The organism is Nonomuraea recticatena, from assembly GCF_039533245.1.
GTDB lineage: Bacteria > Actinomycetota > Actinomycetes > Streptosporangiales > Streptosporangiaceae > Nonomuraea > Nonomuraea roseola.
In genome coordinates this window covers 129,091-143,282 of record NZ_BAAATE010000008.1, presented here as the reverse complement: position 1 = coordinate 143,282, position 14,192 = coordinate 129,091, and the positions used below count along the sequence as shown (strand labels likewise).

The following is a 14,192-nucleotide window of genomic DNA, read 5'->3' as shown; positions in this document are numbered from 1 at the left end:
GCGCGCGCTCGTGTTGATCGTTGTTTGCGTGCTCGCGGTCGGCTGCCTGGTCAGGCCGGACGAACCCAGCCTGGCGGCGGCGAGAGGACGGCCGATGTGCGACAAAACCCAGTTCGCCGCCGCCGACGTGATGCGAGGGCCCATCTCCTTCGTCGGCCTGCCGCCCGTGGAACTCGGCGTGGACGTCGACTGGCGGATGGACCCCTACCGCAACCGCTCCTGGGCGCTGAACCTGCACGCGTTGCGCTGGGTCGGCCGCCTCGTCGTCGCCTACGAGACCACGGGCGCCGCCGACGCGCTCAGACGCGCGGAGGGGACCGCCCATGACTGGGTGCGCGACAACCCCCGCGGCGGGACGGGGATCAGCGAGTGGGCGTGGGCCGAGCATCCCATCGCCCTGCGCGCCCCCGCGCTGGTCTGCCTCAGCACCCATGTGAAGGCCGAATGGCTGTCGGACACGCTGGTCGAGCACGCCGTGGTCCTGGCCGACGCCTCACTCTACGAGGGCGGCCACAACCACGGCCTCGACCAGGACATCGCGCTGCTGGGCATCGGCTGCAGGCTCGACGTGGCGAAGTGGCGCGACCTCGCGCTGCGCAGGATGACGGAGTCGGCCAGGCGCGCCATCGACGGGCAGGGCACCCTCCAGGAGCAGGCCCCGCGCTACGGCGTCTACGTCCACCAGCGGCTGGGCGTCGCCTTCGCCGCCATGAAGGAGTGCGGTCTGCGCATCCCGAAGGAGCTGTCCACCAGGCGGAGGGCGCTCGAGTCGTACGTGGGGCACGCCATCCAGCCCGACGGCCGCCTCACCGCCATCGGGGACGGCCCCGCCGACATGCGTCCCAGCGGCTTCCGCCGTCCTGACTCCACGGTCGGGGTGTTCGACGGCGGCTACGTCTTCGGCAGGAGCGACTGGTCGCGCGAGGCCGCCTTCTACTCGATCAGGTTCGGCCCGCCGCGCCGCTACCACGGCCACGAGGACCACCTGAGCGTCACCTACCAGGCCAAGGGGCGCGACGTGCTGGTGGAGGCAGGCTTCCACTCCTACGAGAGGGCGGCCTACCCCCGCTGGACCGTCACGCCCGAGGCGCACAACGTCCCCGTGGTCGAGGGCGCCGCCTTCCGCCCGGGCACGGCGACGCGCCTCACCGGCTCCTCCATCACCCCCACGAGGCAGACCTACGAGCTCACCGACGACGCGTACGGCGTGAGCCGTACCAGGAAGGTGCTGGTCAACCACGGCACGGACGTGCTCGCCGTCCTGGACGAGGTGCCCGAGGGCCACCGGCTGCGCAACCTGTGGCACCTGGCTCCGGGGCAGCGGCCCACGCTGGTCCAGTTCGAGATGCCCACGTGCCGCCGGATCGGCGGTCAGCGGGAGGGCGTGGGGGAGATCTCGCCCGGCTACCTCAAGCGGGTCAAGACCGTCACGATCACCTCGCCCGCCGCCAGGTCGCTGCTGACGGTGATCGTGCCGGGAAGGGCGCGGGTGAGCTGCGACGGCGGGACGGTGACCGTCCGGAGTCGTGACGGCTCGGTGGCCTTCCCCTCGGGGATCCGCTGACGAAGCGGTCCGGACGTCACGGAGGCCCCGCCGGATGGACGGGCCGGCGGGGCCTCGACGTCTTGTCCCAAGAACCACAGGGGAGATGCCCTGGCGGACCTCCCTTTACTCCACCCGTGACCCAGGTGTGACCGCTTCGACGTGACGCCGTGCCCACAGCCGCCTGAACAGCGGCGTCAGCAGGGCGAGAGCCGCCAGGGCGAGCAGGGTGGCCGCGATCGGGCTCTTCACCAGGACCGTCACGTCACCCGCGCCGATCGCCAGCGCGCGGCGCAGCTGGATCTCGGCCATCGGGCCGAGGATCATGCCGATCACCGCGGGGGCGATCGGCAGACCGAAGCGGCGCATGGCGTAGCCGAGCAGGCCCAGCACGAACAGCACCACGAGGTCCACGATCGAGCTCTTCAGCGCGTAGACGCCCAGCGCGGCGAACATGACGATGCCCGCGTAGAGGTAGGGCCTCGGGATGCGCAGGACCCTCGCCCAAAGCGGGGCCAGCGGCAGGTTCAGCACCAGCAGCATCGCGTTGCCGATGAAGAGCGAGGCGATCATGCCCCACACCAGGGCGGGGTTGTGGTCGAACAGCTGGGGACCCGGCTGCAGGCCGTACTGCTGGAAGGCGGCCAGCATGATCGCGGCGGTGGCGGAGGTGGGCAGGCCGAGGGTGAGCAGCGGCACCAGCGTGCCCGCCGCCGAGGCGTTGTTGGCGGCCTCGGGGCCCGCCACCCCCTCGATGGCGCCCTTGCCGTACTCCTCCTTGGCCACGCCCTTGGCGAGCTTCTTCTCCGTGGCGTAGGACAGGAAGGTGGGGATCTCGGCGCCGCCGCCTGGCAGCGCGCCGAAGGGGAAGCCGAACGCGGTGCCGCGCAGCCACGGCTTCCACGAGCGGCCCCAGTCCGAGCGGCCCATCCACGCCGCGCCCACGGGGACCACCTCGGGGGTGGCGTGACGCAGCCTGGAGGCGACGTAGAGCGCCTCGCCCAGCGCGAACAGGCCGACCGCGACGACCACCACGTCGATGCCGTCGAGCAGCTGATCGATGCCGAGGGTGAGGCGGGCCTGCCCGGTCTGCTCGTCGATGCCGACCAGGCCGATGACCAGGCCGAGGCCGAGTGAGGCCAGGCCGCGGACCATCGAGCGCGACAGCACGGAGGAGATCGCGGTGAAGGCCAGGATCGCCAGCGCGAAATAGTCCTCGGGGCCGAAGGAGATCGCGAAGTCGACCACCAGCGGAGCGGCGACGACCAGCAGCGCCGTGGCGATCGTGCCCGCCACGAACGAGCCGATGGCGGCCGTCGCGAGAGCCTGGGCCGCCCTGCCCCTCCTGGCCATCTTGTTGCCCTCGAGCGCCGTGATCATCGAGGACGACTCGCCGGGCGTGTTGAGCAGGATGGAGGTGGTGGACCCGCCGTACATGCCGCCGTAGTAGATGCCGGCGAACATGATGAACGCGCTGGCGGGAGGCACGGTGAAGGTGATCGGCAGCAGCAGGGCGACGGTCATGGCGGGGCCGATGCCTGGCAGGACGCCGACCAGCGTGCCGAGCGTGACGCCGACGAGCGCGTACAGCAGGTTGACGGGGGTCAGCGCGGTGCTGAAGCCCTCGAGGAGCAGCTGGAACGACTCCACTCAGATCACCCCCTGCAGGAGGCCGCCCGGCAGGGTGACGCCGAGGCCCCTGACGAAGGCCACGTAGGTGACCACGCCGAGGACCACGGCCACGATCGCGGCCTTGACCTTGTTGTCCGCGCCCAGGGTGACGGAGAGGCCGAAGAAGAGCAGCGAGGAGGCGATGATCCAGCCGAGGGTGGTGAGCAGCGCGGTGAAGGCCAGGAAGACGCCGCTGACCAGGCCGACACTCCTCCAGTCCGCGGGGGCGTCGGCGTCGATGTCCTCGCTCTCCTCGGGGTCGCCCCTGCCGCCGCGCAGGACGTCGAGGGTGTAGAAGGCGCCGATGACGATGAGGGCGCTCCCGACCAGGATCGGGAAGAACCTCGGGCCGAGGCCGAGCGCCGAGCTGGCGGCGCTGACGTCGAGAGTGCCGACGATGACGAGCACGCCCAGGGCAAAGACGACCAGGGAGAGGCCGAGCTCGGGCCGCCACCAGGCGTGCCGCTTCGCCTCCCCTGGGCCGCCCGCGGACGGGCCGCCTGCGGGTGGAGGGACGGCGCCGCCGGGAGCGGCGCCGTCATCGTACGGCGAGGACATCAGGAAACGAGCCCCATCTCGGCGATGACCGCCTTGACGCGCGCCTGCTCGGCGTTCAGGTAGTCGGTGAACTGCTGGCCGGTCTGGAAGGCGTCGATCCAGCCGTTCTTGGCCACCGCGTCCTTCCACGCCTGCGAGTCGTGCATCTTGGTCACCAGGTCGGTCAGCGACTTCTTGTCGGCGTCGCTCAGCCCGCCGGGCGCGACGAACCCGCGCCAGTTGGCCAGCTCGACATTGAGGCCGCCCTCCTTCAGCGTGGGCGCGTCCACCGAGTCGATGCGGGAGGGCGAGGAGACGCCCAGCGCCCGCAGCTTGCCGGACTTCACGTGCTCGGCGAACTCGCCGACGCCCGAGACGCCGATGGTGACCTTGTTGCCGAGCAGCGCGTTGAGCGCCTCTCCGCCGCCCGAGTGGGCGATGTAGTTGACCTGCTTGGGGTCGACGCCGCCTGCCTTGGCCATCAGCCCGGCCAGGATGTGGTCGGTGCCTCCGGCAGAGCCGCCCGCGACCGACACCTTGGCGGGGTCGGCCTTCCACGCCGCGACCAGGTCGGCCAGCGTCTTCAGCGGCGAGTCGGCGGGCACGACGACGATCTCGTACTCCTCGGTCAGCTTGGCGATGGGCGTGGTGTCCGCCAGTGTGACCTTGGACTTGTTCTGCTCGATCGCGCCGACCATGACCAGGCCCATGGTCATGAGCATGTTGCCGTTGCCCTTCTCACCCGCGAGCTGGGCCAGGCCGATCGTGCCGCCGGCGCCGGGCACGTTGAAGACCTCGACCTTGCGCTGCGGGTCGACGGACTTGAGCGCCTGCTCGGCCGTACGGGAGGTCTGGTCCCAGCCGCCGCCGACCGCCGCGGGCGCCATGATGCGCAGCGCGCTTGTTCCGCCACTGCCGCCCGTGCCCTGGTCGCCGCAGCCGGTCAGGGCCGCGATGGAGAGGGCGGCAATTGTGGCAAGTATGCGGAGTTGCATGATCACTCCAAAGCGGGGGGTCACAATCTCGAATACTGGATGGTGAAACGGACATCCCCCCACGTCGAGTGTTTACGCGTTTGCCGTCGTAAAGGTCGTATTGGTCGCGACCCCCGCGTGACCTCCTGGTGCTTCCATGGGCCGTGTGAGACTCGGCACGCAACTCTTCGTGCTGCAGATGGTGATCGTCGTCCTCGCCGTCAGCGGCACCGCTGTCGTGTGGGCCCAGCACACCCGCACCCAGCTCGATTCGCAGTACCAGCAGCGGGCGCTGGCGATCGCCGAGGCGGTGGCGGGGATGCCTCAGGTGCGCGCCGCCTTCGCCGTCCAGGATCCGGCCGCGCTCCTGCAGCCCATCGCCGCGGGCGTGCAGCTGGAGACCGGCGCCGACTACGTGGTGATCGCCAACAGGGAGCAGAAACGCTACGCCCACCCCAATCCCTCGCTCATCGGCAAACGGCTGTCCACCGACGGCTCGGAGGTGTTGCTGACGGGGCAGAAGTGGGTCGGCGTGCAGACGGGGACGATCGGCACCACCGTCAGGGGCAAGGCGCCGATCTACGACGAGTACGGCACCGTCATCGGCCTCACCTCGGTCGGCGTGCTCGTGGAGAAGGTCGACGCCCAGGTGGGGGCGGTGCTGGCACCCCTGCTCTACACGGCGCTCGCCGTCCTGGTGGCGGGCTCGGCGGCGGCCGCGCTCATCGTGCGCAGGGTGCGCAGGCAGACCTTCGGCCTCGAGCCGGGAGAGATCGCCAAACTGCTGGAGCAGCGCGAGGGCGTGCTGCACGGGGTCAAGGAGGGCCTGCTCGCCCTCGACATGGAGGGCAGGGTGACGCTGGTCAACGACGCCGCCCGCGAGCTGCTCGGCGGGGTCGGCGCCGACCTGACCGCGATGCCGGTCTCCGAGCGCATGCGCGACGTGCTGAGCGGGGCCGACCCCGGCGAGGACAGGATCGTCCTGCAGGGCGAGCGGGTGCTGGTGCTCAACCGCACCCCCGTGTCCGTGCGCGGGAAGCAGCGCGGCTGGGTGATCACCCTGCGCGACCGCACCGAGCTGGTACGGCTGGCCCGCGAACTCGACTCGGCCAGCTCCACCACCGAGGCGCTGCGCGCCCAGGCCCACGAGTTCGCCAACCGCATGCACACCGTGGTCGGCCTGCTGGAGCTGGGCGAGCACGACGCCGCGGTCAGCTTCATCACCAGGACCACCCGCAACACCTACGCGACAGGCATCCGCGACCGGGTGGCCGACCCCACGCTGGCCGCGCTGCTGCTGGCCAAGTCGGCGGAGGCCGCCGAGCGAGGGGCGACCCTGGTGCTGTCCGACGACACGTGTGTTCCCGAGGGCGTGATCGACGACCCGCAGGACGCCGTGCTCGTGGTCGGCAACCTGGTCGCCAACGCGCTCGACGCGCTCGACGGCGCGCAGGGCACGATCGAGGTCTCGGTGCGCGCGACGGAGGAGGGGCTGAGCGTGCGGGTCGGCGACTCCGGCCCCGGCATCACCCCCGACCTGGTCGAAGAGGTGTTCAGGGAGGGGTTCACCACCAAGGCGGCGCACTCGGGGCCGCGCGGGCTCGGGCTGGCGCTCACCAGGCAGGCGTGCATGCGCAGGGGCGGCTGGGTGCGCGTCCACAACGCGGGGGGCGCCGTGTTCACGGCGTTGCTGCCATGACCTTCCGCGTGCTCGTCGTCGACGACGACTTCATGGTGGCCCGCATCCACAGCGGCTACGTGGCCAAGGTGCCGGGCTTCGAGGTCGTCGGCACCGCCCACACCGGCGCCGCCGCCCTGGAGGCGGTGGCCGAGCAGCGCCCCGACCTGGTGCTGCTCGACATCTACCTGCCTGACATGTCGGGGCTCGAGGTGCTGAACAGGCTGCGCGGCGTGGACGTCCTCATGATCAGCGCGGCCCGCGACCTGCCCACGGTCAGGGAGGCCATGCGCGGCGGCGCGATCAGCTACCTGATCAAGCCCTTCACCGCCGCCGCGCTGGCCGAGCGGCTCACGCAGTACGCCGACACCCGCAGGCAGCTCACCACCATCGGTCCCGAGGTACGGCAGGACGACATCGACCGCCTCTTCGGCGTGGTCAGGGCGCCCCTGCCCAAGGGCCTGTCCTCGGCCACGTGCGCCCTCGTCGCCGACGCGCTGCGCCAGGCGGCCGGCGATCTCTCGGCCACCGAGGCCGCCACGCTGACCGGGCTGTCGCGGGTCAGCGCCCGCCGCTACCTCGAATACCTGTGCGCGGCCGGCCGGGCCGAGCTCAGACCCAGGTACGGCACGACGGGCCGCCCCGAACACCGTTACCGCTGGATGTCCTGATTCAAGGTACATATCGCACCAGGAGTGCCTTACTGTTTCCTCTGGGAGAGCAGCGATGGGGAGGAGTTTGAGGCGTGGCGAACGCCCGACCGATCGATCCACCGACCGACCCGTTCGCCTCGGTGCCCACGCCACCTCCGGGTAACGGCAGGAAGCCCAGGATGGGCGGGCTGCCGCCTGGCGTCTCACCCGACATCTACGGCCCGGGAGCCCAGCGCGGACCGGCCCCTCTCGGGCCCGGCGCACTGCCGCCCGTGGCGCACACGCCCCAGCCGTGGCCCATGAACGAGACGCAGCGCCACGACGCGCCGCCGCCTCCCCCTCCCGTCTTCGGCCACCAGGACGGGCCTTCGGAGCCGCCGCCCCCGCGGCAGCGGCAGGGACGCCGCCTGCTTCCCACGATCGCCGTCGTGCTGGGCGTGCTGGTGGTGCTGGCCTACGTCGTCCCCGCGGTGATCATGTCGGGCTCCGTGCTGCGCGGCACCAAGGTCGGCGGCGTCGACATCGGCGGCCTCACCGTGACCGAGGCGGCCGACAGGCTCAGGGACGAACTGGCTCCCAAGGTCGAGCTGCCGCTCGCCGTCGAGGTGAACGGCCGCAAGGAGACCATCGAGTCCGACGAGGCGGGCGTCGAGCTCGACGTCGTCGGCACGATCGAGCAGGCGCCCAGCGGCTTCCCCAACCCCGTCGAGGTGTGGCGGGCGCTGACGGGCACGACCGAGATCGACCCGAAGGTCTCCGTGGAGTCCGCCCAGCTCGCCAGGACCGTCGAGACGCTGGCCGCCAAGGTCGACCAGAAGGCCAGAGAGGGACGCGTCGCCTTCAAGGGGACCCAGCCCGTCTCGGTGACCCCGCGCGACGGCGTCGTCCTCGACCAGGAGGCCGCGGTCAAGCTGATCAGCGAGGGCTTCCTCAAGTCGCGTGAGACCGTGTCCCTCCCCGTCAAGGTCGACCAGCCCAAGACCACGCCCGCCGCGGTCAAGGCGGCCGCCGCCACCGCCGCCGAGGCGGTGTCCGCGCCGATCACCCTGACCAGGGACGGCAAGCAGGCGCAGATCCCCGTCGCCGTCATCGCCGCCAACCTCACCTTCGTCTCCGACGGAGAGGGCGGGCTCGAGCCCCGCTTCGACGCCAGGAAGGCGCTGAGCGGCATCGAGAACCAGCTGATCGACGCGGCCCAGGCGCCGCGCGACGCCACCTACGACGTGGTCGGCGACAAGCTCAAGCTCATCTCCGCGCGCAAGGGCAAGGGCGTGGACGACAAGAGGCTCGCCACGGACGTGGCCAAGGCGCTGCAGTCGGGCGGCAGCCGTACGATCCCCGTGGAGCTGGCGGTCGTCGCGCCGCGGCTGACGGACAGCGAGCTGCGCCAGATGGGCATCAAGGAGAAGGTCGCCTCCTTCACCACCCAGCACCCCTGCTGCCAGAACAGGGTGACCAACATCCACCTGATGGCCGACGCGGTCGACGGCCACATCGTCAAGCCAGGAGAGACCTTCTCCATCAACGGCCTCGTGGGCGAGCGCACCGCCGCCAAGGGCTACCTGCCCGCAGGGCAGATCGTCGCGGGCAAGATGGAGGACGGCGTCGGCGGCGGCGTCTCACAGTTCGCGACCACGATGTACAACGCGGCCTACTTCGGCGGCTTCCAGGACGTCGAGCACCTGGCGCACATGTTCTGGATCTCCCGATACCCCCCGGGACGCGAGGCCACGGTCTTCTGGCCCACGGTGGACCTGAAGTGGAAGAACGACTCCGAGTACGGCGTGCTGGTCAAGACCTCCTACACGGGCTCGTCGATCACCGTGACGCTGTGGAGCACCAAGCGCTACGACAAGGTCGAGTCGATCACGGGGCCGAAGCGGAACGTCGTGCCGGTGGTCCGTGAGCAGGACGACAGCCCCGACTGCAAGCCGACCGAGGGACACGAGGGGTTCACGATCGACGTGACCCGCGTGATCACCGACGAGGGCGCGGAGGTCAGGCGGGAGAGGAAGACCACGACCTACCGCATGGAGAAGCTCATCACCTGCGTGAAGCCGCCCTCCGACGACCTCGAGTAGTCAGCCGACGGGCACCGACATGATCCGGTCGTCGCCCTGACGGGCGTCGCCCCTGCCGTCCTTGTTGCTCGTGCCGACCCAGAGCGAGCCGTCGGGGGCGAGGGTGACCGCGCGCAGCCTGCCATGTTCCCCCTGTAGACGGTCGGCGGGACGGCCCGCCGAGCCGTCGGCGTCGAGCGGCACCTGCCACAGCCGCTCGCCCCGCAGCGCGCCCACCCACAGCGAGCCCTCCGCGTACGCCATGCCCGAGGGGGAGGCCTCCGAGGTGCTCCACGTGACGATCGGGTCGACGTAGCGGGAGTCGTCGCCGACGCCCTCCACTTCGGGCCAGCCGTAGTTGCCTCCAGGCTTGATGAGGTTGACCTCGTCGAAGGAGTTGGCGCCGAACTCCGAGGCGTACAGCCGCCCGGAGGCGTCCCACGCCAGGCCCTGCACGTTGCGGTGACCGTAGCTGTGGACGAGGGAGCCGAACGGGTTGCCAGGCGCGGGCGCGCCGTCGGTGGTCATCCTCAGGATCTTGCCCGCCAGCGAGTCGCGGTCCTGGGCCAGACGACTCTCGCCGGTCTCGCCCGTCGTGGCGTAGAGGAAGCCGTCGGGGCCGAAGGCGAGCCTGCCGCCGTTGTGGATGCCGCCCTTCGGGATGCCGTCTACGATCACCTTCCTGTCCGAGAGCTTCTCACCGGACAGGCGGTAACGGACGATCCTGTTGTCCGAGGCGGCGGTGTAGTAGAGGAAGACCTGCTCACCCCGCACGGCCACGCCCATCAGGCCGCCCTCGCCGTCGGGCTCGACGCCTTCGACCTCTCCCAGCGAGGTGACCCGCCCCGCGGCCGTCACCCTCAGCAGCCTCGCGCTGTCGCGCTCGGTCACCAGCGCGTCGCCGCCCTCGGTGAAGGCGATCGCCCACGGCACCGACAACCCCTCGGTGACGGTGCGGGGACCACCCGGCGTGGTCGCGGGCCGAGCCGTGCCCACGGGGTTCGCGCCACCGCCGACCTCCACGGGCGCCGCCGCGCACCCCACGGTCACGACCACCGTCATCATGATCACAAGCCAGACCCTCATGTGTCCCATACTGACCCTCTGCCCATAAAGTTCGGCGTATGAAGATCTGGGTGCCCTCCGAGGCGGCTGCCGACGTGCTGACCGACCTGCCCGACGTCGAGTGCGTCGTCTACGACGGCAGGGGTCCTGCCCCCGACGGAGCCGACGAGGTCGAGGTGTGGATCCCGCCGCTGATCCCCGTTCCCGACATCCCCGGGCTGATGGCGGCGATGAAGCGGCTGAAGCTGGTGCAGACCGTGACCGCGGGCGTGGAGCCGTACCGGCCGCACCTGCCGCACGGTGTGACACTGTGCAACGCCCGCGGCGTGCACGACGCGGGAACCGCCGAGTGGGCGGTCGGCGCGATGATCGCGGTGCTGAGGGAGTTCCCCGGCTTCGTCGACGCCCAGCGCAGGGGGGAGTGGACCTACCACCACACCGGTGTGCTGGCCGACGCGAAGGTGCTGATCGTCGGGTACGGCTCCATCGGCGCCGCCCTCGAACGCAGGCTCGAGGGGTTCGAGGTCGAGGTGGTCAGGGTGGCCAGGACGGCCCGCGAGGGCGTCCACCCGATGGAGGAGCTCGAAGGACTGCTGCCCGAGGCCGACGTCGTGGTGCTGCTCGTGCCCGCCACCCCCGAGACGACGGGCATGGTCGACGCGGCCTTCCTGGAGAAGATGAAGGACGGCGCGCTGCTGGTCAACGCCGCCAGGGGCGCGGTGGTCGTCACCGACGCGCTGGTGGCCGAGCTCGAGTCGGGACGGCTGCGCGCCGCCCTCGACGTGAGTGACCCAGAGCCGCTGCCCGAGGGACACCCGTTGTGGAACGCGCCAGGAGTGCTCATCACCCCGCACGTGGCGGGCAGCACGCCGGCCTCCACCCGCAGGTCGCTGCGGCTGATCCGCTCCCAGCTGCTGCGCCATCTGGCCGGCGAGCCGCTGAACAACGTGATCACCGAGTCGTACTGACCGGAAACGCGCAGGTGGGAGCGCCGCGCGTTTCCCGCCAGTACGGACAAAGGGAATCCGGAACGTGTCTGCCCCGTGACCTTCGGTGCGTACGGTGGGCGTCATCGAGGAAACCACGACAGCAATCGCTGACCCGTTGTCAAGGAGATCTTCGAGTGAAGTGGTCCTCATGGTTATCAGATCGGTGACGACTCCCGGGTTGTCACCACCCGCGTACCCCGGAGCGCACACACTGGCGATGTGCGACTGCCGACCTCCGGCAGTCACGTGAGCTGACTCGACACGGGATGGGCAACGACATTGATCCGCTGGCGTGATCCACGGGCGCCGCTCGCCGTCGCAGCCGCGACAGGCGTGGCGGGGCTCGCCGCTGCGCTCCTCGCGGGCGCGCCGGCCCTGGCGACCGGCGCGGTCGCGGGCGGGATCGCCGCGCTGCTTGCCGCGCTCTCGCTCCTGCTCGCCTCGGTCAGGACGGCGCCCGCGCACCGGCCGGCCGCGCGCTGGCTCGGCTCGGGCGCGGTCGTCTGGCTCCTCGGCGTGGTGCTGCGTCCCGTCGCCGAGGGCTCCAGCCTGGTGGTCAACTTCGCCGACCTGCTCGTGCTCGTGTCGATCGTGCTGCTGGCCGGCGGATGCGTGCTGGCGGCGGGCAGGCCCCTGCACGCCCGCGCCGTGCTGCGCCATCTCACCGACGCCTACCTGTGCGCCGCCGCCCTGTTCCTGATCAGCTGGGTGGTGGCGCTCAGACCGCTCTACGCCGACGTCGGCGACTCGTCGACCTTCATGATCGTGCTGTTGCCCGCGCTGGTCAGCCTCATGGTGACCTGCGCGGTCGGCCCCGTGGTCGTCACGGCCAGATCGCCGATCCGGCCGCTGGGCCTGGCCGGCTTCGCCGTCCTGGCCGCCGCCTCGGCGGGCGAGCTGGCCGCGGCGGTGGCGAGGCTCGGCGGCGTCGATCCGCCGAGGTGGAGCCTGCTGCTGGCGCCCGTCGCCTTCCTCCTGCTCGCCGCCCTGCCCTGGAGCGGCAGGACGAGCAGGGTCGTCCACGCGAGCCCCGAGGAGTCCAGGCCGCGCGCGGGCCACGTGACCGCCACCCTGATCTCCGCGGTGCCGCTCGTCCTGGTGGTGATCGCCGCCGGCGCGCTGGTCGTCAACCTGCACGGCAGGCCGGTGACGGGCGTCGCGCTGGTCGCCGCCTCCGTGGTGGTCATCCTGGTCATCCGCGTGTTCGTGCTGATCACCGCCAACGCCCGCATGCGCCACCTGGTGTCACTGGGCGACCGCCAGCTGAGAGAGCTGGCCGAGAGCACGGGCGACGTGGTCCTGCTGTGCGACTACGAGGGCGTGGTCCACGAGATCGGCAGCGGGGTGGAGGTGACCTACGGCTACCACCCCGACGAGCTGGTCGGCGGCTCGATCTTCGACTACATCCACCCCGAGGACGTGCCGGGCATCCAGCTCGCGCTGCGCCAGATGGGCCTCGACGAGGACCCCGCCGCGCCCGGCGCCTGCCTGATCGCCTGCAGGGTCAGGGCCGCCGACGGCACCTGGCGGCCGACCGAGTCCGTGGCCACCCGCCACGTCCGCGGCGAGGAGCTGCTGCTCGTCACCACGCGCGACATCAGCGACCAGGAGGCGCTGCGCAACCAGGTCGCGCACCTGACCTTCCACGACGGCGTCACCGGGCTGCCCAACCGCTCCTACTTCGAGGAGCGCACCCGCGAGGTGCTCGAGGGCAGGCTGTCCGGGCGCACCGCGGTCATCTTCCTGGACCTCGACGGTTTCACCTCGGTCAACGACTCGGTGGGCCACGCCAGCGGCGACTACCTCCTCGGGCAGGCCGCCAGGCGGCTTCGCGGGGCCGTACGGCCCGACGACACGCTGGCGCGCTGGGGCGGCGACGAGTTCGCCGTGCTGGTGGAGACAGGGCCGGAGGCCGCCCAGGTGGCGGTCGACGTCGCCGAGCGGCTGGTGCGGGCGGTCTCGCAGGAGCCGTTCAGGGTGGCCGACCGCGACGTGGCGCTGACGGCCAGCGTGGGCGTGGCCTTCGCCGAGGACGGCGTCCCCGCCGGCGACCTGATCCGCAACGCCGACGTGGCGATGGCCAGGGCCAAGGAGCTCGGCGGCCGCAGGGTCGAGGTGTTCGCCGCGCACATGCACGCCGACGTGGTTCGCAGGCTGGAGCTGGCCGCCGACCTGCAGCGGGCGCTCATGGAGAACCAGTTCGCCATCGAGTACCAGCCCGTCGTCGACCTCGCCACCTCGCGGGTGACCGCGGTCGAGGCGCTGGTGCGGTGGTGGCGCGGTTCGGTGTTCGTGCCGCCCGAGCAGTTCCTCGGCCCCGCCGAGGACACCGGGCTGATCGTGCCGCTGAGCGAGTGGATCCTGCGCGAGGCCTGCCGCGAGGTGGCCGCATGGCGCGCCTCCTCCTGGGACATCGGGCTCTCGCTCAACCTGTCGGCCAGGCAGATCACCGCGCCCAGGTTCGTCGAGACGGTCGCCGAGGCGCTGGAGGAGAGCGGCCTTCCCGCCTCGGCGCTCACCCTCGAGGTGATCGAGGAGATGCTGGTCGAGGACGCCGAGGAGACGATCAGCAGGCTGTCGGAGCTGCGCTCCCTCGGCGTACGGCTGGCCATCGACGACTTCGGCACCGGCTACGCCTCGCTGGCGTTCCTCCGCCAGCTCCCCGTGGACATGATCAAGATAGATCCGTCGTTCGTCTCAGGGCTCGGACGCGACGAGACGCTCACGCTGCTCACCCGCACCATCGTGCGGCTCGGCGGCGATCTCGGGTTGATCGTGGTGGCCGAGGGCATCGAGCGGCCCGAGCAGCTCGAGCTGCTGAGGGAGATGGGCTGCACCCGAGGTCAGGGCTACCTCGTGGCCAGGCCGATGGCGGCGCGCGGGGTCGACTCCCTCATGCGGACCAACCTGACCAGTCTCGGATCGTGAGACTCGCGTTTCACCAGGTTGACATGCACTGCCCGGGAGCGGCTATGGTGGACCTCATGCTTCGCAGTGAGATTCTCGTAGTACTTCGCCGGCG

Annotated in this window: 10 protein-coding genes; 6 read left to right on the top strand and 4 right to left on the bottom strand. The window is 71.1% G+C overall.

The features are described 5' to 3' along the window. Positions 1 to 10: 10 nt before the first annotated feature. A complete protein-coding gene (locus ABFX50_RS18085) occupies positions 11 to 1,564 on the top strand; it encodes a heparinase II/III domain-containing protein (protein ID WP_346147784.1) in 1,554 nt (517 codons plus the stop codon). A gap of 105 nt (positions 1,565 to 1,669) precedes the next feature. Here ABFX50_RS18085 and ABFX50_RS18080 read toward each other — a convergent pair whose 3' ends face one another. The 3 genes from ABFX50_RS18080 to ABFX50_RS18070 are packed head-to-tail and all read right to left on the bottom strand — an operon-like array spanning position 1,670 to position 4,746. Next, positions 1,670 to 3,193 (bottom strand): tripartite tricarboxylate transporter permease, encoded by a 1,524-nt coding sequence (locus tag ABFX50_RS18080; RefSeq protein WP_183656216.1) that lies wholly within the window; start codon positions 3,191 to 3,193, stop codon positions 1,670 to 1,672. Continuing rightward, positions 3,194 to 3,772, bottom strand: coding sequence for a tripartite tricarboxylate transporter TctB family protein (locus tag ABFX50_RS18075; protein ID WP_346147781.1), 579 nt, complete (start codon positions 3,770 to 3,772; stop codon positions 3,194 to 3,196). After that, positions 3,772 to 4,746: a Bug family tripartite tricarboxylate transporter substrate binding protein gene (locus ABFX50_RS18070; protein ID WP_183656222.1), complete on the bottom strand. Its 975-nt coding sequence runs from the start codon at positions 4,744 to 4,746 to the stop codon at positions 3,772 to 3,774. Before ABFX50_RS18070 ends, ABFX50_RS18075 begins: the two co-directional genes overlap by 1 nt. Positions 4,747 to 4,882: 136 nt before the next feature. Between ABFX50_RS18070 and ABFX50_RS18065 the strand changes: the two genes are divergently transcribed. The 3 genes from ABFX50_RS18065 to ABFX50_RS18055 all read left to right on the top strand — a co-directional run bounded on the left by ABFX50_RS18065 (position 4,883) and on the right by ABFX50_RS18055 (position 9,137). Continuing rightward, entirely contained in the window at positions 4,883 to 6,424 is a 1,542-nt protein-coding gene (locus tag ABFX50_RS18065) for an ATP-binding protein (RefSeq protein WP_346147779.1), read from the top strand. Then, entirely contained in the window at positions 6,421 to 7,074 is a 654-nt protein-coding gene (locus tag ABFX50_RS18060; protein ID WP_183656228.1) for a response regulator, read from the top strand. The genes ABFX50_RS18065 and ABFX50_RS18060 overlap by 4 nt, the downstream gene beginning before the upstream one ends. Positions 7,075 to 7,148: 74 nt before the next feature. Then, the gene (locus tag ABFX50_RS18055; protein WP_346147776.1) at positions 7,149 to 9,137 is read left to right on the top strand and encodes a VanW family protein; all 1,989 of its coding nucleotides are present in this window, start codon (positions 7,149 to 7,151) and stop codon (positions 9,135 to 9,137) included. On the opposite strand, the gene ABFX50_RS18050 is transcribed toward ABFX50_RS18055, so the two are convergent. After that, positions 9,138 to 10,202, bottom strand: a complete 1,065-nt coding sequence (locus ABFX50_RS18050; protein ID WP_346147774.1) for a PQQ-dependent sugar dehydrogenase — start codon at positions 10,200 to 10,202, stop codon at positions 9,138 to 9,140. It lies immediately after the preceding gene. A gap of 38 nt (positions 10,203 to 10,240) precedes the next feature. Here ABFX50_RS18050 and ABFX50_RS18045 point away from each other — a divergent pair, with 38 nt between their 5' ends. Both ABFX50_RS18045 and ABFX50_RS18040 read left to right on the top strand, forming a co-directional pair. Continuing rightward, on the top strand, positions 10,241 to 11,149 hold the full coding sequence (locus ABFX50_RS18045; RefSeq protein WP_346147772.1) for a 2-hydroxyacid dehydrogenase: 909 nt from the start codon (positions 10,241 to 10,243) through the stop codon (positions 11,147 to 11,149). Between the two features lie 300 nt (positions 11,150 to 11,449). Beyond that, complete coding sequence (locus tag ABFX50_RS18040; protein ID WP_346147770.1) at positions 11,450 to 14,098, top strand: putative bifunctional diguanylate cyclase/phosphodiesterase; 2,649 nt, start codon at positions 11,450 to 11,452, stop codon at positions 14,096 to 14,098. The last annotated feature ends 94 nt before the right edge of the window (positions 14,099 to 14,192 follow it).